The organism is Agrobacterium tumefaciens (assembly GCF_013318015.2).
In the GTDB taxonomy this organism is placed as follows: domain Bacteria; phylum Pseudomonadota; class Alphaproteobacteria; order Rhizobiales; family Rhizobiaceae; genus Agrobacterium; species Agrobacterium tumefaciens.
The window spans coordinates 147,917-172,291 of the sequence record NZ_CP115846.1 but is presented as its reverse complement, the minus strand read 5'-3'; the positions used below and the strand labels follow the sequence as shown (position 1 = coordinate 172,291).

General features: G+C 55.3%; 18 protein-coding genes and 4 pseudogenes. 18 read left to right on the top strand and 4 right to left on the bottom strand.

Annotation, left to right across the window (positions count from 1 at the left end):
* Window positions 1–19: 19 nt before the first annotated feature.
* The 3 genes from edd to G6L97_RS27970 all read right to left on the bottom strand — a co-directional run bounded on the left by edd (window position 20) and on the right by G6L97_RS27970 (window position 3,895).
* The gene (gene edd, locus G6L97_RS27980; protein WP_172690605.1) at window positions 20–1,840 is read right to left on the bottom strand and encodes a phosphogluconate dehydratase; all 1,821 of its coding nucleotides are present in this window, start codon (window positions 1,838–1,840) and stop codon (window positions 20–22) included.
* Between the two features lie 26 nt (window positions 1,841–1,866).
* Window positions 1,867–2,613 carry an SDR family oxidoreductase gene (locus G6L97_RS27975; protein ID WP_172690604.1) on the bottom strand — a complete coding sequence of 249 codons (747 nt, stop codon included), beginning with the start codon at window positions 2,611–2,613 and terminating at the stop codon, window positions 1,867–1,869.
* Between the two features lie 175 nt (window positions 2,614–2,788).
* Window positions 2,789–3,895, bottom strand: a complete 1,107-nt coding sequence (locus G6L97_RS27970) for a LacI family DNA-binding transcriptional regulator (RefSeq protein WP_172690603.1) — start codon at window positions 3,893–3,895, stop codon at window positions 2,789–2,791.
* A 139-nt stretch (window positions 3,896–4,034) separates the two neighbouring features.
* Between G6L97_RS27970 and G6L97_RS27965 the strand changes: the two genes are divergently transcribed.
* The 18 genes and pseudogenes from G6L97_RS27965 to G6L97_RS27880 all read left to right on the top strand — a co-directional run bounded on the left by G6L97_RS27965 (window position 4,035) and on the right by G6L97_RS27880 (window position 22,749).
* Window positions 4,035–5,060, top strand: a complete 1,026-nt coding sequence (locus G6L97_RS27965; protein WP_234887807.1) for an SIS domain-containing protein — start codon at window positions 4,035–4,037, stop codon at window positions 5,058–5,060.
* 9 nt (window positions 5,061–5,069) lie between these two features.
* On the top strand, window positions 5,070–5,888 hold the full coding sequence (locus tag G6L97_RS27960; protein WP_174004578.1) for a fructoselysine 6-kinase: 819 nt from the start codon (window positions 5,070–5,072) through the stop codon (window positions 5,886–5,888).
* A gap of 53 nt (window positions 5,889–5,941) precedes the next feature.
* Window positions 5,942–7,150: a M24 family metallopeptidase gene (locus G6L97_RS27955; protein WP_172690601.1), complete on the top strand. Its 1,209-nt coding sequence runs from the start codon at window positions 5,942–5,944 to the stop codon at window positions 7,148–7,150.
* Complete coding sequence (locus G6L97_RS27950; RefSeq protein WP_172690600.1) at window positions 7,150–8,232, top strand: ABC transporter ATP-binding protein; 1,083 nt, start codon at window positions 7,150–7,152, stop codon at window positions 8,230–8,232. Before G6L97_RS27955 ends, G6L97_RS27950 begins: the two co-directional genes overlap by 1 nt.
* A 55-nt stretch (window positions 8,233–8,287) precedes the next feature.
* The gene (locus tag G6L97_RS27945; protein ID WP_172690599.1) at window positions 8,288–9,316 is read left to right on the top strand and encodes an ABC transporter substrate-binding protein; all 1,029 of its coding nucleotides are present in this window, start codon (window positions 8,288–8,290) and stop codon (window positions 9,314–9,316) included.
* Window positions 9,317–9,340: 24 nt separating this feature from the next.
* The gene (locus G6L97_RS27940; RefSeq protein WP_172690598.1) at window positions 9,341–11,122 is read left to right on the top strand and encodes an ABC transporter permease subunit; all 1,782 of its coding nucleotides are present in this window, start codon (window positions 9,341–9,343) and stop codon (window positions 11,120–11,122) included.
* Window positions 11,123–11,253: 131 nt separating this feature from the next.
* The gene (locus G6L97_RS27935) at window positions 11,254–11,442 is read left to right on the top strand and encodes a hypothetical protein (RefSeq protein WP_174004576.1); all 189 of its coding nucleotides are present in this window, start codon (window positions 11,254–11,256) and stop codon (window positions 11,440–11,442) included.
* 386 nt (window positions 11,443–11,828) lie between these two features.
* Window positions 11,829–12,566: pseudogene (locus G6L97_RS27930) on the top strand (methyl-accepting chemotaxis protein); the annotation flags it as partial.
* 101 nt (window positions 12,567–12,667) lie between these two features.
* Complete coding sequence (locus tag G6L97_RS27925; RefSeq protein ID WP_172690724.1) at window positions 12,668–13,723, top strand: ABC transporter substrate-binding protein; 1,056 nt, start codon at window positions 12,668–12,670, stop codon at window positions 13,721–13,723.
* 123 nt (window positions 13,724–13,846) lie between these two features.
* Window positions 13,847–14,956: an ABC transporter ATP-binding protein gene (locus G6L97_RS27920; protein WP_172690677.1), complete on the top strand. Its 1,110-nt coding sequence runs from the start codon at window positions 13,847–13,849 to the stop codon at window positions 14,954–14,956.
* Window positions 14,957–14,960: 4 nt separating this feature from the next.
* Window positions 14,961–15,866 carry an ABC transporter permease gene (locus G6L97_RS27915; protein ID WP_172690676.1) on the top strand — a complete coding sequence of 302 codons (906 nt, stop codon included), beginning with the start codon at window positions 14,961–14,963 and terminating at the stop codon, window positions 15,864–15,866.
* Window positions 15,863–16,684, top strand: coding sequence for an ABC transporter permease (locus G6L97_RS27910; RefSeq protein ID WP_172690595.1), 822 nt, complete (start codon window positions 15,863–15,865; stop codon window positions 16,682–16,684). Before G6L97_RS27915 ends, G6L97_RS27910 begins: the two co-directional genes overlap by 4 nt.
* A gap of 97 nt (window positions 16,685–16,781) precedes the next feature.
* Window positions 16,782–17,039: pseudogene (locus G6L97_RS27905) on the top strand (autoinducer binding domain-containing protein); the annotation flags it as partial.
* 67 nt (window positions 17,040–17,106) lie between these two features.
* Window positions 17,107–18,002 (top strand): annotated as a pseudogene (locus tag G6L97_RS27900) (IS3 family transposase); the annotation flags it as partial.
* 173 nt (window positions 18,003–18,175) lie between these two features.
* Window positions 18,176–19,729 (top strand): IS21 family transposase, encoded by a 1,554-nt coding sequence (gene istA / locus G6L97_RS27895; RefSeq protein WP_174004805.1) that lies wholly within the window; start codon window positions 18,176–18,178, stop codon window positions 19,727–19,729.
* A 17-nt stretch (window positions 19,730–19,746) separates the two neighbouring features.
* A complete protein-coding gene (gene istB / locus G6L97_RS27890) occupies window positions 19,747–20,523 on the top strand; it encodes an IS21-like element helper ATPase IstB (protein ID WP_174004807.1) in 777 nt (258 codons plus the stop codon).
* Window positions 20,524–20,630: 107 nt separating this feature from the next.
* Window positions 20,631–20,879, top strand: a pseudogene (locus G6L97_RS27885) (integrase core domain-containing protein); the annotation flags it as partial.
* Between the two features lie 682 nt (window positions 20,880–21,561).
* On the top strand, window positions 21,562–22,749 hold the full coding sequence (locus G6L97_RS27880; RefSeq protein ID WP_172690594.1) for a M24 family metallopeptidase: 1,188 nt from the start codon (window positions 21,562–21,564) through the stop codon (window positions 22,747–22,749).
* Between the two features lie 284 nt (window positions 22,750–23,033).
* On the opposite strand, the gene G6L97_RS27875 is transcribed toward G6L97_RS27880, so the two are convergent.
* On the bottom strand, window positions 23,034–24,326 hold the full coding sequence (locus G6L97_RS27875; RefSeq protein ID WP_174004736.1) for an SDR family NAD(P)-dependent oxidoreductase: 1,293 nt from the start codon (window positions 24,324–24,326) through the stop codon (window positions 23,034–23,036).
* Window positions 24,327–24,375: the final 49 nt, after the last annotated feature.

Genomic DNA, 24,375 nt, shown 5'->3' with positions numbered 1-24,375 from the left:
TTCCTCCTCGTGAATTCGACTAAAAGCTACCGAGAATACTGGCGCCTTGATCAGCTGAGCTGACCAACGATCGACAGCGAGCGAAAAGCTCGCGACCAGTGCCATGCTGTTGCGACCGAAGATCGTGGCTTATGGCCGGACGCGCGTGGAACTCCTCCTCATCTCCGAGGAAAGTCAATGTGCCCACGTTGGCATCCAGCTTAATGAGGTCGCCATCGCGAATTTTGGCAATAGCACCGCCATCCGAAGCTTCCGGCGTGATATGGATCGCGGCCGGAACCTTGCCCGAGGCACCCGACATCCGTCCGTCGGTGACCAATGCAACCTTGAAGCCTCGATCTTGCAATACACCAAGCGCCGGAGTGAGTTTGTGGAGTTCGGGCATGCCGATTGATCTCGGCCCCTGGAACCGGACGACGGCAATAAGATCGCCATCGAGTTCACCGTTGCGGAACGCTTGCTGAAGCTCTTCCTGAGCATGGAATACACGTGCTGGCGCTTCGATGACGCGGTTCTCCGGCTTGACGGCAGAGACCTTGATGACTGACTTGCCAATATTGCCCGACAGCAACTTCAATCCACCGTTCGGGGAGAATGCGTGGCTGACCGGCGCAAGCACCTTTGGATTACTCGACGCCAGGGATGTCCGGTGAAACACCACCTCGTTACCCTCTAGCCCTGGTGTGACCGCATATTTTCGAAGACCTCTTCCCCAGATCGTATCGACGTCCTCGTGCAGGAAGCCGCCGTCGATCAATTCGCGGATTAGAAAGCCCATGCCTCCGGCGGAGTGGAAATGGTTCACGTCGGCAGAGCCATTTGGATAGACACGCGCTAGAAGTGGCACAACATCGCTGAGATCGCTCATGTCTTGCCAGGTGACATGCAGTCCGGCTGCTTGTGCAATTGCGATGATGTGAAGCGTATGATTTGTGGAGCCGCCGGTCGAAAGTAATCCCACAATACCGTTTACAATCGACCTCTCATCGATGATGTGACCGATCGGTGTATAGTTTTTTCCTCCGGCTGTCAGCGAAAGCGCACGACGAGTTGCCTCACGGGTGAGGGCTTCGCGCAAGGATGTGTTCGCGTTGACGAAGCTCGAACCCGGGATATGAAGCCCCATAATTTCCATGAGCATCTGGTTGGAGTTCGCAGTGCCGTAGAAGGTGCATGTGCCAGGCGAATGATAAGACTTCGCCTCGGCGTCGAGCAACCGCGCGCGGTCGATCTTACCCTCCGATGAAAGCTGGCGAATGCGCGCTTTCTCATCATTCGAGAGGCCCGATGTCATGGGGCCTGCCGGTACAAAGACCGCAGGAAGATGGCCGAAGGACAGCGCTCCGATAAGAAGCCCTGGAACGATCTTGTCGCAGACCCCAAGGTATACCGCAGCATCGAACATATTATGGCTGAGCGCGATCGCGGTGGACATCGCGATCACGTCACGGCTAAATAACGATAAGTCCATTCCAGGCTGCCCCTGCGTGACCCCGTCACACATTGCCGGCACACCACCAGCGATCTGCGCAGTCGCGCCCACCGCGTGGGCTGCAGCCTTGATGATGTCCGGATAGGTGCCGTAGGGCTGATGGGCGCTCAACATGTCATTATAGGAGGTGACAATGCCAAGATTCAGTGCTTCCGATCCGCTCAGCATCGCCTTTTCGGACGACGAGCATGCGGCGAAGCCGTGAGCCAGGTTGCCACAAGACAGCGCGGAACGATGTACGCCACCCTTTCTCTGCGCCTCGATAAGCTCAAGATAATTTTGACGCGATTGCGCGCTTCGTGCCGCTATGCGGCCTGTCACAGCTTGAATGGTGGTATGAACGGACATCTGATTACCCTACGACGCCAGAATATTTAAATGCCTGGCTTGAGCCAGCCGCTGCCCGGAAGTGGTTTTAGTTGCTGTGCGATCGGTGACACTTCACCGATGTAGACGCGGTCGTGCCTGGTGACGATGAACGCAATGTACTCTGCAACGTCCTCGGGCTGGAGCAGTTGCGAACGGTCATCGATGTGATTATCGGAGCGCTGCTGGGTATCAACGGCACCTGGGCAAACCGCCGTTGCCTTAACGCCGAACTCAATACCTTCCTGGTCCGTGGTCTGGGTGAATCCAAGCATTCCAAATTTCGAAGCAGCGTAAGCGCCGAACTTGGCGGAGGCGACCTTACCAGCACGCGAAACGACGTTAATAATATGGCCATGACGCCGATCGCACATGTGCTGGAAGAATGCTTGTGTGCATAGGAACGTGCCCTTTAGGTTGATGGCCATCATCCAGTCCCAATCAGCTTCCTTGATGTTCGGGATGGTGTTATGGATCGCCACGCCGGCGTTGTTCACGAGAATATCGACTGCGCCGAACCGGTCGAACGCCGCTTTCGCCAAGGCATCTACCTCGGATTTATGCTGCACATCGGTCCGCACGGCCAGTGCCTCGGGGCCGATTGCGCGGATCTCGGCAGCTACTGCCTCGACTTCGTTGAGTTCGATCGCAGCCAGGACGACATTGCAGCCTTCCTTGGCCAGCTCCAGGGCGGTCGCACGCCCAATGCCGCGGCCAGCGCCTGTGACGACGGCGGTTTTGCCTTGCAGTTTCATTTAATCACCTTCGGATTGATATTCCCGTTCTGGGTAAGCGCAGGCGGGAGAGTTGAACTTCGGATCATTGAACGCGATGTGATCGCAAACTGATACCGCTCTCATATGGGACCGCTCTCACCTTGTTGTCAAGAGTGTTCAAGCGTCGGCTTGCGAGCAATCAATTGTGCAAGGATCAGGAGGTGGACGGCGGCGTATTACCCGTGTCGCGTCCCCTGCTTTCGAAAAGCTGCGGGATGCTAACCGAGCCACGGCTAATCAGCGTCGCCGAAAGCAGGGTCTCTTTGGCCTGGCTCTTTAGATCGCCCTGAAGCCGAGCAATGAGTCGTTCGGTCACCGCTGATGCCAGTTCTTTTATCGGTTGCGCGATGACGGTCAGGGGAGGAGTAACGGCAACCGTCCAATCCGCATTCTCAAAGCATATCAGAGACACGTCATCGGGAACGCTCAGGCCAACGTCTCTTAAAACACCAAGGATCACCAAGGCTACCGCGCTTGTCACCGCCAGGAATGCGGTTGGGCGCTCATCGCTTTGGCAAAGCTTGCGCAGCTTTTGCGCAAGCTGTTCATTATTGCCGCCGCCGAAGAGGGCAAGCTTTGGGTCGTTCTGGATTCCCGCGTCGTGAAGCGCAGCCTTGTAGCCCTCCAAGCGCTCGCGAACGGGTGACGTCAGATACTTCTGACCACCTTCAAATCTTGAATTTGAGACCAACGCGATGCGCTTGTGGCCTGACCTGACGAACGTCCCTACCGCCTCACGAGCCGCCGGAAAGTTATCGATCGCAACCGTATCCGCCTTTAGAACAGGCACACGCCTGTCGAGAAGTACGAACGGGCAACCCAAGTTACGCGCTTCAACGAGATGATCGACGTCGACGCTTGACGCTGGTGAGACAATCAATCCATCAACTCGTTTGGCCAGCATGACCCGGACTGCGGAGCGCTCGAGCTCAACATTTTCGTCGGTGTTTGCCAAAACGACATCGAAACCGTTCGCGTTCGCAGTATCCGTAATCGCCCGGATAGCCCTTGCAAAATACAGGTTCTCGATATCGGCAACCACCACACCGATGGTCTTGGTGCGGCCGGTCGCCATACTTCGAGCGAGTTGGTTCGGTTGATAAGCCAGCCGTTTGGCCGCATCGAGAACCAGTTCGCGCGCCTCCGATCCGGCGTACCCATATCCGCCCAGCACCCGCGCTGCCGTTGCGCGCGAAACCCCGGCTGCGCGCGCAACGTCGCTCACTGTCGGCTGAGAGTTCGCGCGTTCACTTGTCTTCATTTGATTGTCCGCATTTTCGCTCGTCCCATCGTCAATAGCAGAGAATGAGTATCTAACAAAACACTTGACAGCACGCCCAAAATTGTGAGACCGGTGTCACATGAGAGCGCGCTCACAGTCTCAACTCAGAAAGCGAAGCATGATGACCAACTACCCAAATCTCGTCTCTCCCGATCCCGAATTCCGCAGCACCATCGAAGCGGCCCTGACCCAGCGAGAAAGGATCGCAGAGGTTGTCAAAGCGGCTGCAAAGGGCGCGCGAAATATTTTCCTGATCGGCTGCGGCGGTTCGTACAATGACTTCTCGGCGGCTGCCTACAGGTGCGATCGCAGCGCGAAAATCCCGACCTTCCACTTCAACAGTGAAGAGTTCAACCGCCGTTCGCCGGCACTGCTCTCCGCAGATTCCGTCGTTCTCGTCGCCTCACATAATGGTACGACGAAAGAAACGATCGAGGCAGCTCGCCATTGCCGTTCAGTCGGCGCCCGTGTCATCGGATTTACCAAGAATGAGACGACACCGCTCGCTGCCGAGTGCGATGACGTGTTTACCTACAATAGCGACCGGACCATTCTGGCGCCGAAGCAATTGCTCGTCGGCATGGTGGTGACGGCCCTCCTTCGAGAAACCGGCGCCGAACTCGACTATGCGGCAATCGAACAGGCTTATGCGGCCGTTCCTGCTGCTTTTGAAAAGGCGATCGAAGAAGCTGAGGCTAATCTTCACGAAACGGCGGTCGCCTTCGGTTCCGAACCCCTCACCTATGTGCTCTCCGCTGGTCCCAATCAGGGCGCCGGCTATGGCTTCGCCATGTGCTACCTCATGGAAATGCAGTGGAAGCACGCCTCGTGGTTCAACGCCAACGAGTTCCTGCATGGTGCTTTTGAAGTCGTTCAGCCTGATACCCCTGTCCTCCTGTTCAAGGGCGAGGACGATACCCGCGCCATAATCGATCGGGTCGAGACATTTCTTACCAAGAACACCCAGCGCTGCCGTGTCGTGGACTCGAAGGACTATAGCCTTCCAGGCGTTCCAGCGTCGGTGCGCGGGGAAATTACGCCTCTTCTCCTTTCGACATTGTCTAGGCGACTGGCCGAGCACTATCAAGCCGTCACAGGTCACGACCTAAACGATCGCCGATACATGTTCAAAACAACTTACTGAGGTCGTCAAATGCGTGTTTGTGGCGTGGGTGACAATGTTGTCGACCGGTATTTCAATCAGAAGCTCATGTTCCCGGGCGGCAACGCGGTAAACTTTGCCGTCCACGCCCAGCGCAGTGGACTAAGTGCCGCTTATCTCGGTGTCATTGGCACCGATTCCCATGGCGATCTCATTCGATCCAGCTTGCAGGCGGAGGGTGTTGAACTCACACGTCTGCGAGTCAAGGAGGGGCCGAACGCTTTCGCAACGGTGCACATGGATGACGACGGCAACAATCGCGTCTGGGGTCTGTGCGAGAAAGGCGTTTCGATGTTCAAACTCGACAGTGCCGATCTCGAATATCTGGCCGGCTTCGACCTTGCTCACACCGGGGAAACGAGCCAGCTTGATAGTCAGCTCCCTGAGATCAGGGAGCGCGTTGCGATCTCCTTCGACTTCTCCGATCGCAGTCTGGATTATGCCGCAGACGTCTTGCCCTACGTCAAGGTGGCGGCGTTCTCCAGATCGAATGCCAGCGATGATGAAGTGAAACACGTTCTGGACACGGCCCTTTCGGCAGGCGTCGAGCTCGTGACTGTAACGCAAGGGGCTCGGGGCGCTACGGTTTGCCACAAGGGCAATGTGCTCTTTGCGCCTGCGGTTCCGGTCGATGCAGTTGACACGCTTGGGGCTGGAGACGCGTTTCTCAGCCGGCTCGTGTGCCGCGTGCTGACTGGAGCATCGCTTAAGGACGCCGCCAGCGACGGAGCGCAATATGCGGCGCACATCTGCGGTACACGTGGCGCATTCGGCCACGCACGCACCATCACACGAGAGATACCGGCTTAACGTCAAGTCGATTTAAGGCTTGCGAGTATCAAAATAACAAGTTGGGGAATGCAATGTATCAAAACCCTGAGACGTCAGAACTGAAATTTCCATCCGACGCGGAGTATCGCAATCGCATTGAGCGCACCCAGGCGGCGATGAAGCATGCCGCCATTGATATTCTTGCCATCTCCGGCTTCGATTACCTGCGCTTCTTCACCGGCCTGAACGGTCTTCCGATCGGCAGGCCGATCTGGCTGGTGTTTGAACAGCAAGGACAGCCGGCGTTCGTTTCCCCTCGCAGCGAAGCCAAGGAGATCAGAGCGAGATGCACGACACCTGTCGAAGCTGAATGGGTCGAATGGGAAGAACCGATACCTGCGCCGATGTCCCATCAGGACGCTCTCGCGAAGTACATCGGCGAGATCGCACCTCATGCTCAGGCGATCGGCGTCGACTTCAACTCAACCTGGGCTTCCAACATCGAACTGGTGAGACAGGTTCTTGGCTCCGAACGCATAAAGGATGCAACATCCTTTTTGCGTGATCAGCTTGCTCTCAAGAATGCTGTCGTCATCGATGGTATTCGTCGGGCGACAGATATTGTCGGGCATCAGTACGCCGCCGCTCGTCAAGCCATCACACCTGGCGCCGCAGAATGGCAGGTTACGCTTGCCTCGCTTACGGCTGCTATCAAGCGGAGCGCTGAGTTTCTGGGTAACGACGCGGAACAGCCCAGATTCTGGCCGCACCAGATGAACATGGTCGGAAGTGGTCCTGAACGCACTGCTCGTTGCCACTGCTCTGGTGGTGGTAGGATCATGAATGACGGCGAGAATGTGCAGATCTGCCTTTGTGGCCAAGTCTTCGCAGGCTACGGAGTTTGTTTCGACCGACCTATCGCCGTCGGTTCGAAGCCGCTCTCTGCTGAGCTTCGCAAGGTAGTCGATTTCGCTCGTCGAGCTCAGGAAGCTGCTTTGGCGAAAATCCGACCCGGCGTCACTGCTGGCGAGGTCCATGCAGCCGCCGTCGACGTTATTGAACAGGGCGGTTGGGACAGCCCGTTTTTGCATCGAACGGGCCGGGGAATTGGATATTCCGACTGGGACGGCATTGAACTCAAGGCGAACTCCGCCGTTCAACTCCAAGCCGGTATGGTCCTCAGCGTCGAACCTGGGATCTACGTCGATGGTATCGGTGGTGCCCGTTTCGGTGACACCGTGCTTGTCACCGACAGTGGTTATGAGGTCCTGACACCATTCGAGCTTGGTAGGGACGTGTGATGAACGACCAGCCGCTACCCGCCGTCTCGTTTCAGGCTGTGACGCGCCGCTATGGTCCTGTCACTGCCGTTGATAAGGTCAGCCTGGATATCGCGCAGGGAGAATTCTTTGCCCTGCTCGGATCGAGCGGTTCCGGGAAGACAACCCTCCTTATGCTGCTGGCGGGGTTCGAAAGGACGACGGAGGGCCGTGTTCTGATGTCGGGTACACCTGTTTCAGACGTGCCGCCACATCGGCGGCAGATCGGTGTAGTCTTCCAGAACTATGCACTTTTTCCGCATTTGACCGCGGCTGAAAATGTCGCGTACCCCCTTAGAATGCGCGGTGTTGGGCGCAGCGAACGAGAAGAGAGGGTTAAGGCCGCTCTCAGCCTGGTTAATCTGACCGACCGCGGAGCGTCATATCCAATACAAATGTCTGGGGGGCAGCAACAACGTGTTGCACTCGCGCGAGCTCTGGTTTTCAGTCCTTCCATTCTCCTTATGGATGAACCCCTTGGCGCCCTCGACCGGCGGCTCCGTGACCAGATGCAGCAGGAACTGAAGCGAATTCAGCATGAGCTTGGCATCACGGTTATCTACGTCACCCATGACCAATCGGAAGCGATGGCCATGGCTGACCGGATCGGCATTATGTCCGGTGGAAAGCTGCTTCAGGTCGCCGACCCGGAGACAATCTACGCTCATCCGTCCAACCACTTTGTGGCACGCTTCATCGGGGAATGTTCGATCCTTCGGGTAAGTGGCACGGACGGAGGCAAGGGTTATGAGATCGGCGGTGCACGTCAGGCGCTGCCGTCCCCGGCAGACGGACCGTTCGATATCGTCGTCAGACCCGAGAACGTGACGATCCTCTCGCCATTGAAACCTTCAACAGAAAGCTCATTCGGCGTTTCCGCCACGATCCGGGATGTGACCTACCTCGGTGCTGGCTGGCGTGTCGCCTTGCAACTATCCGACGGGCAGTCCCTGCTCGCCAACGTCATGCGTGGAGATGATCTTGCCGGGAGCCTTACTCCTGGTGCGGCCGTCATCGCGCAGTGGCCGCCGGCGTCCGTCGCAATTCTTCCGACAGAAGGATGACCCTGAAGCGGAATTTTGAAGTGGGAAAACCCATGACATCCAGAGGAGAAAAACGATGAATTCGACCACATTCTTCAAGCGCATCTCGACCACTTTGCTTGCTGCCACCGGTGTCATCATGCTTTCGGGCGCCGCATCTGCCGCCGACCTCGTTATCTCCTCTTACGGAGGTTCCTTTCAGGAAGCGCAGACAAAGGCCTATTTCGACCCGTATGCCAAGGCGAGTGGGGTCAAGGTAACCGGTACCACTGGTACCGGATATGCCAAGGTCAAAGCCATGGTAGAGAGCGGCAATGTCACCTGGGACGTGATCTCCGCCGAGAGCCCTGCCTTCGCGAGTGAGGTGAAGGACGGCCTGCTTGAGCCGATCGATTACTCGGTCGTAAAGGCCGATAACATTCCGGAAAATTTCCGCACCAAATACGGCGTTGGCTACATGGTTTTCGGGACCAACCTCGCATGGAACAAGGACAAGTTTCCGAACGAAGTCACTCCGGCTCAATTTTTTGACCCGAGCGTAAAGGCCCGGCGTGTCCTCCCGTCTGATGCAACCTACTCTCTTGAATTTGCGCTGATGGGAGACGGCGTGAAGCCGGCCGATCTCTATCCTCTCGACGTGCAACGCGCCTTGAAAGTCATTGACCGGGTGAAAGATCAGGTCATCGGTTACAAGGGCGCATCCGACATCCAGGCTCTCATGCAGCAGGGTGAGGCCGACATGGTTTACGCTGGCACAGGGCGTATCAAGAACGCCATCAAGGCAGGGGCAAATTGGGGTTATACCTGGGAAGGCGCCCTTGCCGATACCGAATACTGGGCAGTACCCAAGGGTGCCCGGAATGCAGGTGAAGCGATGAAGTTCATCAATTTCGCCGCTCAAGCCGAACAACAGGCCGAACTCACGCGCGTGATCGCATACGGCCCGACCAACGTCGATGCGCTGAGACTCCTTGACCCGGCTGTTGCCAAGGATCTGCCAAGCTACCCGGCTAACGCCAAAGTAAGCGCCGTTCTCAACTCGAAGTGGTGGAACGACAACTACGACTCGGTGAAGGCCGAGTGGGCCACGTACATCATGCAATAAGTTCAGGCGGCGAGGAGTAACACAATGAAACAGAATTTACTTGCGAACCGGGGTCAAACTTTACTGCTGGTGCCCGTTTTCGTGCTCTTGCTCCTCGCCTTCTTCATTCCACTGCTCGCAATAGTGCCACAAGCCTTTGGCGGCGACGCTGTGGCGCGCTTCATGCGCATATTCGCAGGCTCAGTCTATCTTAAAATTACCTGGACGACCGTACGCATAAGCCTTGAAGCGACCGCAATAACACTGGTGATCTCGTATCCGCTTGCATGGTTCCTCAGCCGGGCAACCGGTATAAAGGCGCTCCTTCTCGGATTGTTGGTGCTTGTTCCTTTTCTGACGAGTGTTCTGGTGCGCACGTTCGCCTGGATCGCGATCCTCGGCCAGCGCGGCCTTGTCAACGGAACACTGCTCAGTCTTGGCCTCATCTCAGAGCCGCTCCCATTGTTGTTCAGCGAGCCTGCTGTTGTGCTGGCGCTCGTGCATTCCTCCATTCCAATGATGGTTTTCTCGCTCGTCACAGTCCTACGACGTATCGACGGACGTATTCTGCTCGCAGCAAATACACTTGGCGCTAACCCGCTACGCGCCTGGCTGGGAGTGGTTGTTCCGCTGTCGATCCGTGGCATTCAATCGGGCGTCATCATCACCTTCCTTTTCACGATCGCGAGCTTCATAGCGCCGGCACTTTTGGGTAACCAAAGGCAGCAAATGCTTGCACAGGTTATCCAATCGGAGATCGAGACGGGTGCGGATTGGGCCATGGCCGCGGCCCTTGGCATAACGCTTGCCATCGTTGCGACGATCGTGGTCACAGCACTGACGATGGTCGCCCGCTTCCTGTCGCGTTGGCAGCGCCCTGCCCCACTTTCTATTACCTCTCAGGGACATTCAGAGGAAAAGCCGGACACCTCTCTGCTTCGCCGATCGGTAGCGTTGCCGAAAGCAAATCCCGGACTGTCATCATTGTGGAGAGCGGGAAGCGCGGTTGTGCCAGCGATATACCTAGTGTTGATATCGTCGTACATCTTGCTTCCACTGCTCATTCTCTTCCCTGTCAGTTTCAGTTCGGCGGATGTCCTCATTTTCCCGCCTCCCGGCTTTTCGCTACGCTGGTTCGAAACGATCCTCGGCAGCTCCGAATGGATGGGCGCAGCTCTGACCAGTCTCCGGATCGGGATTGCCACCTGCATCCTCAGCCTTCTTCTCGCAATCCTTGCCGTGCTGGGCTTTGGTGGGCGCCGCTTTTGGTTTCAAGGCGCTCTGGAGGCACTTGTGCAGTCGCCGCTTAGTGTACCGGCCGTTGTCTTCGCGCTGGGGGCGTATTTGACCTTCGCGCGAGTGGGGTTGGTAGATACTGAGATGGGTATCATCCTTGCGCATACCGTGCTGATTTTCCCGGTTGTTTATCTGGTCGCCTCAGCAACCTACAGCTCAATCGATCCGGCGCTGTCACTCGCGGCGGCAAGCCTTGGTGCAAATCCATGGCGCGTCTTTCGCACCGTTGTCTTCCCCTTGTTGCTTCCCGGCCTCGCCATCGGCGGTCTTCTAGCAATGCTGCTGTCATTCGATGAATCGGTCGCATCGATCTTCCTGAGTGACCTTTCCGTCAAGACACTGCCACGAAAGCTCTGGGAAGGCATTCGCTTCAATACCAGCCCTGAATCAGCGGCTGTTTCCGCACTGCTGCTCGGCGTGACCTGCACGGTGATCATGATTGGCATGGCATTCACGCTGCGACGTCGAAAGGCAGCCGGGACGCCGGGCGCGATTGCCATTCTCGCACAGCCGTCGACAGACGGTGATTGATCCTTTCTTCGTTCGTGCCTCCCAAGGCAACTTGGCTGCCGCCGGAATTCGACGGCGGCAGCCGGAGAGAAACTGAGCGGGACATTCCGCAGCAGATGAAGCTGAAGCAACGAAATCAGCCAGGAGATGGAGTGACAAAAGCTTGCAAAGACGCGGGCAAGGAAATGCCCGATCTCATCGACAATTACCGACCGCTTCGTCTGAAGGCGGTGGTGGCTGCAACGACGGTAAAGGCAAGCGCGCCAGAACCGACAGGCTGTGAGAATGCCGAGACAGGAAGCTTGCCATGGGTGTTTTCGGAGATGCCTTTTTCAGACTAATCCTGGCTGGTCCGGCAAGGGTGGATGCAGGTGGCGCATGCGCGCTCACTTACGGCGGACCGAAGCCTGATCCGGATCAGTCAGGTGCCTACCCAGTGAAGACTCAGTTGAGCGGCGAAGGGTAACCCGGACCCTACGGGTACCGGGGCCGCTATCCGCCAAAGAGAAAAGTTCGGTCAGGATATGGGCGGAGCGTGATGCTCGCTTTCAGGGAGGGGATGGGAATGAGAAGTTTGAGATCGGTTACGGGCGCTATATCCGGGTTTATAGCGAGACGGGCACCACTTTCCTGCTCTGCAGTGGACAAATTGTTGTCACGTTACAGCATCCGCGCAAAAGTACTTCTTTTCGTATTCCCTTTTGTTATCAGCATCTCTGCCGTTGGCGCCCAATCGGCCGCAGATCTTGCCAAGCGTACTGAACAGCAGGCAGCTTCGCTTGAAGAAACTGCAGCGGCAGTGGACAAGATTACAGCCACCGTCCGTTCCTCAGCCGAACGCGTCAGGGATGTTGAACAGATCGTTCAGGAGGCAAAGCAAAGCGCTGACCTTTCGGCGGGCGTTGTCAGGAACGCTATAGATGCAATGGAGCGCATCGAGAGCGCATCGCGTCACATCGAGCAGATTATCGGCGTCATTGATGAGATCACCTTCCAGACCAACTTGCTGGCGCTCAACGCCGGTATCGAAGCCGCCCGTGCCGGTGAAGCCGGCAAGGGCTTCGCGGTCGTCGCTATGGAAGTCCGTGAATTGGCGCAGCGCTCGGCTGCTGCTGCTCAAGAAATCAAGGATCTGATCAACAGATCAACGAGTGAAGTCGGCTCTGGTTCGCAGTCGGTCCAGGAAACCGGCACGGTTTTGGCGAAGATCAGCGCGCAGACCGCCATTATCAGTCAGCATGTCGAAATGATTGCACGCGCAAGCCACGACCAGTCTGGTGCGCTGCAGGAAGTCAATGCAACGATCAACCATATTGATCACATTGCCCAGCAGAACGCTGCGATGGTGGAGGAAGTGACAGCTGCGAGCCTTGAGCTGGCTGCAGAGGCCGACACCCTTACCACTTTGATTACGCAATTTCAGCTTGAAGCGAAATCGAAAACTGCCGTCGGCCGAGCTGCATAAGCACGTCTGCTCTGGTGGTCTAGACGGCTGTTCTCCGATCGACGCCCGGTGTGCAGTGTACTCAAAACGAATGGCGCCTTTATGAACAAAGGGGAATGAAAATGAGAAAGACAAGATTGATCCAAGTCGCAGCCGCCGTGTCGACCATCCTGGCTCTCGGCACGTATTCAGCCGCTTTCGCAGCTGACGTTGTGATTGCGTCATCGGGTGGCGGATGGCAGGAAGCGCAGGACAAGGCGCTTTGGGCGCCTGCGGCCAAAGCTCTAAATATTACTTACACCCAAGACACTTTTCAGAATTGGGCTGAGGCCCGCGCACAGGTCGAATCTGGTTCCGTGACCTGGGATATAATCCAGATTGGTATTGCTGACGAACCGCAGGCAAAGGCCGCTGGTGTCCTTGAGAAGCTGGATCCTGACGTCGTCAACAAAGCTGACTTCCCCCCGGGCTCTGTCACAGACAACTTCGTGGCCAACAGCAATTACTCGACACTCATCGCCTGGAACAAGAAAACTTACGGCGACAACGGCCCGAAATCGATGGCTGACTTCTTCGACGTCAAGAAATTCCCGGGCAAGCGGGCTCTCTGGAACCAGCCGGTGGGCATGATCGAAGCCGCAGCATTGGCATTGGGGACCCCTCGTGACAAGGTTTACGAGTTTCTCTCGACCGAAGAAGGCCGCAAGGCATCTATCGCCAAGCTGACAGAGCTCGCGCCAAGTGTGTCCGTGTGGTGGGAAAGCGGTGCACAAGCAGCGCAGCTGATCAAGGACGGCGAAGTGGACATGATCATCACCTGGGGCGGTCGCGTACAGGGTGCGATCAACGATGGTGCGAGCTTTGCCTACACCTTCAACGACGCGCAGCTCGGTACCGACGGTTATGCCGTTGTGAAAGGCGCTCCGCATCGCGATGCAGCCATGCGCTTTTTGAAGGAAATGTCTAAAGCCGAGTATCAGAAGGATCTTCCGAACTCGTTCGCAACGGCTCCGGCAAACATGAAGGCGTATGACCTGGCGAAGTATACGCCTGAAAAGATGGCGACGATGGCGTCCGCTCCGGAAAATGTCGCTGTCCAGTACTCAGTCGATCCGAATTTCTGGGCGAAGTACGCAAAGTGGGCCTCGGAAGCTTACGACAACGTCCGCTCACGCTGACTGCTGACCCTGTCCAGCCCTTTATTCCAAAGGGCTGGGTCTCCAGCTTCATTCGCCGCACTTTGTGGCAGCCGAATAGCCAGTCGAATGAAGATGCGCAGTTGTCCCGATGAAGGATCGAACATGCAAACAAAATCAGAATCTACCAACGACAGACTACAACCGTCTTCGCTTCCGATTACGGTCGCGGGCGTAACAAAATCTTACGGCGCTCTTCAAGTTCTGTCGGACATCAATCTCCATATCAAAAGTGGGGAATTCCTGACATTGCTGGGTCCTTCCGGATCTGGCAAGACGACGCTCCTTATGACGCTCGCCGGCTTCATACGCCCTGATCTCGGATCTTTGAAGTTTGGGGAAGAGGAGGTGGTCTTAAAGGCACCTCATCTTCGGCGGGTGGGGATGATGTTCCAAAACTATGCGCTTTTCCCGCACATGAGCGTCGAAGCGAACATCGGATATCCTTTGAAAATCCGAGGTGAAGATCGAGCGACGATAAAATCCAAAGTTCAAGGCGTACTTGAAACGGTCCAGCTGGGTGGTTACGGACACAGAAAGATTTCCGAACTCTCGGGCGGCCAACGGCAACGGATTGCTCTCGCTCGGGCGATCGTCTTCAAACCGAAAATCCTCCTCATGGACGAGCCGCTATCTGCGCTCGACAAGAACCTCCGGGAGCTCATGCAATTGGAGTTGCGCAACATGCATGAGCAACTCGGCATGACCACGGTTCTTGTGACGCATGATCAGCGGGAGGCTTTGACGATGTCAGACCGCATTGCCGTACTGCGGAATGGCAAGATTGCCCAGGTCGATACCTCAGAGACTCTCTACTCCGAGCCAAACTCCGAGTTCGTCGCATCGTTTATGGGCGAATCCTCCTTCCTCGCGCTCGATCACGACGGAACGTCGTTCTCCTTTCACGGCAAGCAGATAGTGGCGCCAACGGCCAACAAGGAAGGTGTCGCTCGCCATCTGCTCGTGCTTCGTCCAGAGAAGCTTGATTTCATTCGTGACGAAGATCGTTCCTCCTACAATTCCTTTGATGGGACCGTTGAGAAGATCTTGTTCCAAGGAGAGAGCTGCCTGATACAGGTCAAACTGACGACAGGCGATCTGATACAGGTCCGTCGAAACCTGCGGGAAAGCAATAGATCCATTCTTCCCCACGTCAATGATCAAATCATTCTCGGCCTTCACCCTAGCGAAACCCGGATCGTGGCGGGAGAATGAGACGATGACAACCTCTTTTGTAACTCCAGAATATCCTGATCGCAGCGAACTCAATCGCAGGGCTTTGCGGACCGACCAGCGAAAGGAAGCGCGAAAGCTGGTTGGCCTGACCCTGCCCGCAACGCTGGTACTACTTGTCGCACTTCTGGTCCCGCTCGGGGTCATGACGTACCTGTCTTTCGTTGGCGAAGACGGAGGTTTCAGTTTTGAGAATTACACCAGGCTATTCGAGAGCGGCATTTATGGAAGGATTTTCGCCACAACATTCATCGTCGCATTTCTGACGACGGCGATCGTCGTCATAATCGGTTATCCCCACGCCTATCTCCTGTCTCAGCTGCCCGCAAGTGTGGCCGGCATCGTTATGCTCGGCGTCCTTATGCCCCTGTGGACGCCGGTCCTGGTGAGAACCTATGCCTGGCTCGCCCTTCTCCAGAGCAAAGGGATTATTAACAATACACTCGTGCACCTCGGTGTTGTCACCGATCCGCTTCCATTGGCGAACAACCTTACGGGGACTTTGATCGGCATGGTCCAGGTGATGCTGCCGTTTCTTATTCTGCCTCTATACGGATCCATGAAGGCGGTGGATGCCAATCTCATGTACGCCGCCTCCAATCTCGGCGCCAAACCGTCCAGAGCATTCCGGGACGTTTTCTTCCCCCTCTCCTTGCCTGGCCTTTCGTCAGGCGCGCTGATTGTGTTTGTGCTTTGCCTTGGCTTTTACGTCACTCCCGCGGTTCTCGGCGGAGGAAAAGTAATCATGGTCGCAATGCGGATCGACGCAAACGTTCGCATTTACTCAAGCTGGGGCGCGGCGAGCGCTCTGGGCGTAGTTCTTATTCTGGTTACAGCCGTGCTTCTTGGCTTGGCCTACTGGAGCAGAAATCGGTTTGGGGGATCGAAATGAATTGGTTCACACGAACGGTTACACCTACGCAGATCAGAAACGTTGACCGCCTATGGCTGTATGCGATCGGCGCCTTGGGCCTCATATTTCTACTGGTCCCGACACTGATCGTCATTCCAATGTCCTTCTCGGATTCGCAGTATCTAGAGTTTCCGCCGAAAGCCCTGTCGTTGAAATGGTACCAGAACTATTTCGGATCCTCCGAATGGATGCGGGCAACGCTCGTGTCCTTGCGGGCAGCTTTTCTAACTTCAATCTTTGCAACGACAATCGGTACCGCAGCCGCTTACGGGACCTGGGTCGGCACTGCGAGATTCAGAACGCCACTTTCCGGACTTTTCATACTTCCACTGTCTGTACCGAGCATCTTGGTGGCCATCGGGTCACTCTTCGTTTTTTCCAGACTGGGTTTGGTCAACACGACGTTCGGCCTGGTTCTGGCTCACACCATGCTGGCGATACCATTTGTGTTCATCGTCGTAACGGCCGGCCTGACGTCCTACGATTTGAACCAGGAGATGGCCGCAAGAAGCCTTGGCGCATCTCGCGTCCGGGCATTCTTCACAGTGACGCTGCCTCAGATCAAATTCTCGGTCATCACCTCAGCCCTGTTTGCGTTCTATGTTTCCCTCGACGAGGTGATCGTAGCGATGTTCATCTCGACAGGCACAGGCGGAACACTCAACAGGAAGATGTTCAACGCTTTGCGTGACCAGGTCGATCCAACAATTGCGGCAATCTCGACATGCATGGTTGCCGTGTCCGTCATCCTCCTGCTTCTGGCGCAGAAATTTCAACCTAAACAGACAAAGGGGTAAATGGATAATGCCTTTTAAACGCCATTGGGGAGCTGCGGACTGTCGGCGCGGATAGTTTACCGCAAAGATGCCGACAACACTCATATGGAGATGAAGAATGCAGCACTGGCTGGACAAGCTGACTGATCTTGCCGCGATCGAAGGCGATGAGTGCATCCTGAAGACCGGGCTGGCGGACATCGCCGACCATTTCGGCTTCACCGGCTATGCCTACCTTCATATCCAGCACAGGCACATCACCGCCGTGACCAACTATCATCGCCAATAGCAATCAACCTACTTCGACAAGAAGTTCGAAGCGCTCGATCCGGTCGTCAAACGCGCGAGGTCCCGGAAGCAGAGCTGGCTCGGGAAATCTGTACAGGGGGGATAAGTGGAATTTCTGCCTGACTTCGGCTTAGATGCCGGGAACAGGAGATACCATGACGAGACGACCGCGCCGGAACCACAGCCCGGCTTTCAAGGCAAAAGTGGCGCTCGCCGCCATTCGAGGCGAGCAGACGCTGGTGGAACTGTCCCAGCAGTTTGACGTGCACGCCAACCAGATCAAGCAGTGGAAAGAGCAGCTCCTTGAGGGGGCGACAGGCGTTTTTGGCGATGAAGCGAAGACGGAACCGGCGGGTCCAACCGTCGATGTCAAAACGCTGCACGCCAAGATCGGGGAGCTGACGCTGGAGAATGATTTTTTATCCGGTGCGCTCGGCAAGGCGGGATTGCTGGGCGGAAAGAAATGATCGACCGCCAGCATAAGCTATCCGTCGTGCGCCAGGCCAAGCTTCTCGGCTTCAGCCGTGGCAGTGTCTATTATCTGCCTCGTCCAGTGCCTGACGGCGATCTTGCCCTGATGCGCCGGATCGACCAACTGCATCTCGACTACCCGTTTGCCGGAAGTCGAATGTTGCAAGGGCTCTTGAGGGGAGAAGGGCTGGAAGCTGGGCGGTTGCACATCGCCACACTGATGAAGAAGATGGGCATCGAAGCTATCTACCGCCGCCCGAACACATCCAAACCGGCACCTGGGCACAAAATCTATCCCTATCTTCTGCGCAAACTGGCGGTCACAAGGCCCAACCAGGTCTGGGCGATGGACCTGACATATATTCCGATGGCTCGCGGCTTTGTCTATCTCTGCGCCGTCGTGGACTGGTTTAGCCGGAGGGTTTTGTCGTGGCGATTGTCGATCACGATGGAAGCAGCCTTCTGCATCGAAGCGGTCGAGGAAGCGCTGGCCCTTTATGGCAAACCCGACATATTCAATACCGACCAAGGCTCGCAATTTACCTCGGTGGACTTCACGGCGGTGCTGAAGAAGGCGGAATGCGTGTTTCACTAATCTCGGGACAGCGCTTCCGGTAATTCGCGGACAGCGATTTCAGTAAATACGGGACAGCGATTCCGCTAATTCCGAGACAGTCTCGGATGCAGATTTAGGTCGATTTTCGCAAGCGCCGTTCTGGCAGATTGCCTCCTCATCATCGGTTGAGAGGGGCCATGCCAAGACGGAAGCAAGCGAGACGAACGACAGTGAAAGACATTCGATCGATACTGCGGCTGACGCATGAACAGGGCCTTTCGGTTCGCGCCGTTTCGGAACGCCTGAAGATCAGCAAAACCTCTGTGGCGACGTATCTGCTGCGAGCGAAGGAGACCGGCCTTTCGGTCTGGCCGTTACCTGCGGGTCTCGATGACGATGCCGCGCTGGAGCGACATCTCTTCCGGCGGGTTGGTCGACCGCCACAAGACCTGGTCGAGCCGGATTGGCGGTCCGTTTCTGCCGAGCTGAAGCGCAAGGGTGTGACGCTGACGCTGCTGTGGCAGGAATACAGGGCGAGCCATCCCGACGGCTACGGCTACACATGGTTCTGCGACCGTTTTGCCGCCTTCGAACGCCGCGCTCACGCAACCTTCCGCAACCGCCATGAGGCGGGCGCGGTGATGCAGACGGATTACGCCGGCCACACCATCCCCATCACCGACCCTTCGACCGGCGTCATCCACTCTGCGCAAATCTTCGTGGCGATGCTTCCCGCCTCGTCACTGACATTCGCTTATGCCAGCTTCAGCCAGAAACTGCCGGACTGGATCGAGGGTCAGGAACGCGCACTGAGCTTCTTCGGCGGCGTCCCGAAGGCGATCGTGTGCGACAATCTGAAGGCAGGCGTTGCCAAGGCTCTGTGGTTCGAGCCCACGCTCAACGCCACCTTCGCTGCCATGGCCGAACATTATGATACGACCATCCTGCCGACCAGAAGCCGCAAGCCGCGTGACAAAGCCAAGGTCGAAGGCGCCGTGCTGATCGTCGAGCGTTGGATACTGGCTCGCCTCAGAAACCGGCGCTTCTTCAGCGTGTCTGATCTAAACGCCGCGATCTCGGTTCTGCTTGACGACTTGAACAACCGCCCGATGCGCCATATCGGCAAGTCGCGCCGAGATCTGTTCGAGGAGGTGGAGAGAAAGGCGCTTGCGCCGCTGCCAGCGACGCCATTCGACTATGCGGAATGGAAATCGGCAAAGGTCCATCCCGATTACCACGTCGAAGTCGACAAGACATTCTACTCTGTGCCGCATCGCTTGATCGGCCGACAAGTTGATGTGCGTCTTACCCATCGGGTGGTCGAGATATTCCTCGATCACAAGCGGATTGCCAGCCATATCAGGCGTTCTCAGCGATCCGGGCATGTCACAATCAACGAGCACATGCCCAAATCCCACCAGCGTTATGCCAACACGACGCCGGCATCACTTTTGAACCAAGCCGCAAGGATCGGGGTGAACACTGCCATTCTGGTCGAGCGGGTGATGCGCGATCGTCCTCATCCCGAACAGGGATATCGCTCGGCTTTCGGCATTCTGTCCCTTGCCCGCCGTTATGAGACGGATCGCCTGGAAGCGGCTTGTGAGCGGGCGCTGGTCATAAACTCCATCACCTATTCCTCTGTCGCCGCCATTCTCAAATCCGGTCTCGATCGGACCAAACCCCAGATCGATTCGGCAAAACCCACCCCGCCGCACACCAACATCCGCGGTGGCTCCTATTACCAGTGAAGGAAAAGGAAAGACCCATGCTGACACATCCAACTCTTGAACAGATGCAGGCCCTTGGCCTTGCCGGAATGGCAACGGCCTATCGCGAACTTGCCGCTCAGAACAACAGCAGCGATCTCAGCCGTGACGAGTGGCTTGGCCTGATGCTTGATCGGGAAACGGCTCTGCGATCCGACAAGCGCCTGACCAACCGGCTTGCAGCTTCAAAGCTCCGCTTTCCCGATGCCTGCATCGAGAACATCGACTTTGCCGCTCATCGTGGTCTCGACCGCCGCAACACTTTGTCGCTTGCGCAAGGGGCATGGCTGAAGGCGCATGAGAATATGATCATCACAGGCCAGACCGGCACGGGAAAAACCTGGCTTGCCTGCGCCTTCGGTCGCCAAGCTGCCCGGCTCGATCATTCCATCCTGTATCTGCGCATGCCGCGTCTGTTCGAAGACCTTAGCCTTGCCAGGCTCGACGGTCGCTTTCCACGGCTGGTCGATAAACTCGCCCGCGTCCCGTTGCTGATCCTCGACGACTGGGGAACGCACACGCTCACCGATCAACAGCGCCTCGACTTGTTGGAAATCTTCGAGGAACGCTATCGCCGGAAATCGACGCTCATCACCGCGCAGCTTCCCGTCGCCCAGTGGCACGACATGATAGGAGAACCGACAATAGCAGACGCAATCCTCGATCGGATCATCCACAATGCGCACCGCATTGCCCTTGAAGGCGACAGCATGCGACGGCAAAAAACACCATCCCACTTGACCGGCGCTGAAAACGGAGAAATCAATCTCTCATGACTTCAACCAGGCAGGCGAAAATCGACCACATCATGCTGTCCCGGAATTAGTGAAACCACTGTCCGCGATTTACTGAAACGACTGTCCCGTTCTCCCGAAATACGCAGGCGGAAATCGCCATCTCGATGGATGGCAAGGGTGCGTGGCGGGACAACGTGTTCGTCGAACGGCTCTGGCGTTCAATCAAATACGAGGAAGTCTACCTCCATGCCTACAAGACCGTGTCCGAGGCCCGCGTCGGCATTGTCCGATATCTGACCTTCTATAATAGCCGACGCCCACATTCATCCCTTGACCGGCAGACGCCGGATCAGGCCTACTTCAACGCGCTGGCACCAATGATGGTGGCGGCATAATCGAGGGGGAAATCCACTTAACGAAACGCCCGAAACTGTTCAGACAAACCGAACCACCTCTGACCTCGTTGGCATATCGCAACTTTCCCTCAACCGCCTGACACGCGATCTCAATGTCTAGCCCAAAAAGAGCCTCGGATACCCTACGCCAGCAGAAGTATTCGCCGTCAATTTGCAGGCTGCCCCCTTCCCTTCAAGCTGGCTATGATGCACTTGGATTAGGGCTTCCAAAAAAATTTACAACCGAACAAACAAACAAATACAGAAATTTAGACAATAAAAATGAATTACAACCGCATATATCCTGCCATCAGTCATCACAAAATCAACAATTAATGAGTTTTAATAAAGTACAGAAACAGACGATAATTTTAAGTCGGTTGACTGTCTACGCGATAAAGAAATCGCGGACTACAGCTCCTCGAAACATTGCACTGGGTCAATAATGCAGCTCTCTCCTAATTTATTAATCATGACGCATCGAATGACGCGAGTGTCATTTAAGTCAGAAATGGCCGACAACGAAACGTATTCCGCACTAAAATCAGGGGCTCGACGTGGACATGATTTGGTATCGCTTACTACACGGTATAAATAGCTCAAACTCCTATCTCAAACCTACATCCAACAGCCCACGCAAAGACAGTCTACGCTTCCTGTGAAGTAGTTTCAGCATTCAAAAATGGACCTGTCCAAGCTAAACTCGCCATCACAAGAGCAATATCACCATCGAGTGCGACGCGCGCAGAATGCGATGATGCAATCCGGGGTCGACGTAATCGTCTTGTCTGGTCCGGACTTCCATAATTATTTTACCGGGCTATGGGGTCTGCCGGTAGGCAGGACAGTCTGGTTAGTGATGCATCAATCTGGAAAACCAATTTTTGTCGCGCCCCGTAGTGAGGCGTTAGAAATAAAGGCGCGATGCGAGACCAAGGTGGCCGCGGAGTGGTTTGAATGGGAACGGAAAATAGCTGGTCCTATGGCACATCAGGATGCGCTCTCTGCGTGTATCAGCCTGACCACCGGCTCGATCGGTTTGGACTATAACTATACGTCTGGTTCAAACCTCGAATTGATTAAGCGGACGTTTGGAGCGGAGCGGGTCAGGGATGTGACATTGCTCTTGCAAGATCTCTGGGCCTGCAAGGATGCAGAAGGAATTGCAGCTATCAAGCAGAGCTGCGACATTGTAGGTCACCAATTCATGCAGTGCCGTCAAGTTATTTCACCCGGGACTTGTGAATGGCGTGTCACCCTTGCTAGCGTCCAGACTGCCATTGAAAGAAACGGTCAATTGCTGGGTGAAAATGAGGAGCTGCCACGTTTCTGGCCTCATCAACTAAATATGGTTGGTAGTGGTGCCGATCGAACAGCAAGATGCCACACTTCCGGTGGCGGCCGGATAATGCAAGACGGCGAACATGCACAAGTTTGCTTATGCGGTCAGTTGTTCCGTGGGCACGCAGTCTGTTTCGACCGCCCTCTCCCTGTTGGTTCAAAACCCTTGTCGGGTGATATTCGCAAGGTTATAAAAACAGCGCGTGACGCGCAGTTGGCTGCTTTGTCGGCGATACGTCCGGGAGTGATGGCAGGTGAGGTCCATGCGGCTGCAGTGGCTGTAGTGAACAGAGGTGGATGGACAGACCCGTTCTTACACCGGACTGGGCGCGGGATAGGATATTCAGATTGGGATGGGATTGAGCTTAAAGCCGGCGCTGAGACCGTGCTCAAGGTAGGCAATGTTCTCAGCGTCGAGCCCGGCATCTATGTCAATGGCATTGGTGGAGCGCGCTTCGGGGATACCGTGCTAGTAACTGAGACCGGATATGAGGCCCTCACTCCGCTTGATCTTGGCAAAGATATTTGACGCATTTATTAGTATACGTTAATCTAGTGCAGTATTTTCTATTCGCTCTTTATGTAATCCGTTACAATGAATAAATATTAAAATCCGATGATTGACTGCTATTTGTATTAAATCGTTTTTAATGGATAGTTTTATTATGATACTTGTAATATCTCGATTAAAACATAGATAATAATAATATTTATTTAATATTTTTGCGTCGCACATTGCAAATCTATCTGAAATTACAAGATATCGACACATTATTTAAGATACACAGACATTAACCCTGAGACTGTTGGACATCAACGGGTAGATTCCTTCATGCATAGCACCTCATTCTTGGGGACAAAAGCACGGTTTGGACGTTCAATTGCTGCGCGAACGAGCTTTGCTATATCCTCGGGTTGGATCATCTCATCAGGTCCAATCAAATTTGTCCAAGAACTCATGTCAGTCGCAACGAAACCGGGGCATATGTCAACGGCCCGCACGCCATGGTCCCATCCCACATGTTGAGTTGTTTTCGTGAGGCCTGCCAGCCCATGCTTGGTCATATTGTAGCCAACCAAAGAATTCGCTACACGCTGGCCAGACATTGAGTTGAGATTAACGATACGGCCAGAACCAGATTCAATCAGATATGGCAAGCATAGCTTTGTCATGATCAGAGGGGCCACGCAGTTGATATCCCATTGCTTTTGAAGCAGCTCAACATTGATCTCTTTCTCGAGGTCAACATGATCGCCACAGCCAGCATTGTTTACTAAGCCATCGATCCTGTTAAATTTTGCGATGGTCGTGCCCACCCAATCTTTCATCGAGCTATGATCCAGTGCATCAAAACGTGCGTAGTGAAGAGCTTCGTTCTCGTCGCCAAAAGCTGCTACCAGGTCTTGTATGTTACGCGCACCCAGACTTACTCGATAGCCGTGCCTGATAAGGTCTTCTGCGATGGCCTTGCCTATGCCCCGAGTTACGCCACTGACCATAACCACAGGACTTTGGATTACACGCACAGACCAGTTGTCAGCAACCAGACTGAAATGTAGAACACGCCCGTTGGCGGTATGCTCGTCAGTTATAGCAGCCCCTAGTAGTGCCGCAACAACCCTGAGTACACCTCCATGGCCGACGAGAAGCACGTTTTCTCTACATCCGTGCTTGAGAGCCTTGGCGACACGGATTGAGAAGATTTCAGTAGATTCACAATCGGGATAGTCGTCCTCAAACATTTGAAGCGGGCCGAAGCCCCCTTCGTGTCTACCAAAATCCCGCTCCTGAAGATCATTTGCAATCTGGAAGCTGGGGCAGCCCGGATTAGCGATGTAGGCAGTCTGAAGTGCACGTAAAAGCGGTGAACAGACAACACCGCTTATTGGAAGCGACCGAAGAACATTGCCGGCCAACAGAGCCTGGCGTTCCCCTTTCGCGTTGAGACCGATGTTCGTTCCGGAACCCTGCACGCCCCAGAGCTTCTCACCGTTCACGACAATTTCTTTCTCGTTGAGGTCGGTCGCGCCATGTCGGATGAAGTAAAAACTTTTGATACCAGCGGGGGCCTTCGCAGAGCCGAGGTAGGTCTGAGAAATTGGCATTTTCACGTGTGGAAGATATGAATTTTTTTGAGAAACTAGATAAGATTAA

Bases quoted from the DNA above. Each gene is read 5' to 3' on its own strand.
- edd (WP_172690605.1), bottom strand. From the start codon at position 1,840: ATGTCCGTTCATACCACCATTCAAGCTGTGACAGGCCGCATAGCGGCA.
- G6L97_RS27910 (WP_172690595.1), top strand. From the start codon at position 15,863: ATGAATTGGTTCACACGAACGGTTACACCTACGCAGATCAGAAACGTT.
- G6L97_RS27965 (WP_234887807.1), top strand. From the start codon at position 4,035: ATGATGACCAACTACCCAAATCTCGTCTCTCCCGATCCCGAATTCCGC.
- istA (WP_174004805.1), top strand. From the start codon at position 18,176: ATGCCAAGACGGAAGCAAGCGAGACGAACGACAGTGAAAGACATTCGA.
- G6L97_RS27925 (WP_172690724.1), top strand. From the start codon at position 12,668: ATGAGAAAGACAAGATTGATCCAAGTCGCAGCCGCCGTGTCGACCATC.
- G6L97_RS27955 (WP_172690601.1), top strand. From the start codon at position 5,942: ATGTATCAAAACCCTGAGACGTCAGAACTGAAATTTCCATCCGACGCG.
- istB (WP_174004807.1), top strand. From the start codon at position 19,747: ATGCTGACACATCCAACTCTTGAACAGATGCAGGCCCTTGGCCTTGCC.
- G6L97_RS27960 (WP_174004578.1), top strand. From the start codon at position 5,070: ATGCGTGTTTGTGGCGTGGGTGACAATGTTGTCGACCGGTATTTCAAT.
- G6L97_RS27920 (WP_172690677.1), top strand. From the start codon at position 13,847: ATGCAAACAAAATCAGAATCTACCAACGACAGACTACAACCGTCTTCG.
- G6L97_RS27950 (WP_172690600.1), top strand. From the start codon at position 7,150: ATGAACGACCAGCCGCTACCCGCCGTCTCGTTTCAGGCTGTGACGCGC.
- G6L97_RS27915 (WP_172690676.1), top strand. From the start codon at position 14,961: ATGACAACCTCTTTTGTAACTCCAGAATATCCTGATCGCAGCGAACTC.
- G6L97_RS27875 (WP_174004736.1), bottom strand. From the start codon at position 24,326: ATGCCAATTTCTCAGACCTACCTCGGCTCTGCGAAGGCCCCCGCTGGT.
- G6L97_RS27940 (WP_172690598.1), top strand. From the start codon at position 9,341: ATGAAACAGAATTTACTTGCGAACCGGGGTCAAACTTTACTGCTGGTG.
- G6L97_RS27970 (WP_172690603.1), bottom strand. From the start codon at position 3,895: ATGAAGACAAGTGAACGCGCGAACTCTCAGCCGACAGTGAGCGACGTT.
- G6L97_RS27880 (WP_172690594.1), top strand. From the start codon at position 21,562: ATGGACCTGTCCAAGCTAAACTCGCCATCACAAGAGCAATATCACCAT.
- G6L97_RS27945 (WP_172690599.1), top strand. From the start codon at position 8,288: ATGAATTCGACCACATTCTTCAAGCGCATCTCGACCACTTTGCTTGCT.
- G6L97_RS27975 (WP_172690604.1), bottom strand. From the start codon at position 2,613: ATGAAACTGCAAGGCAAAACCGCCGTCGTCACAGGCGCTGGCCGCGGC.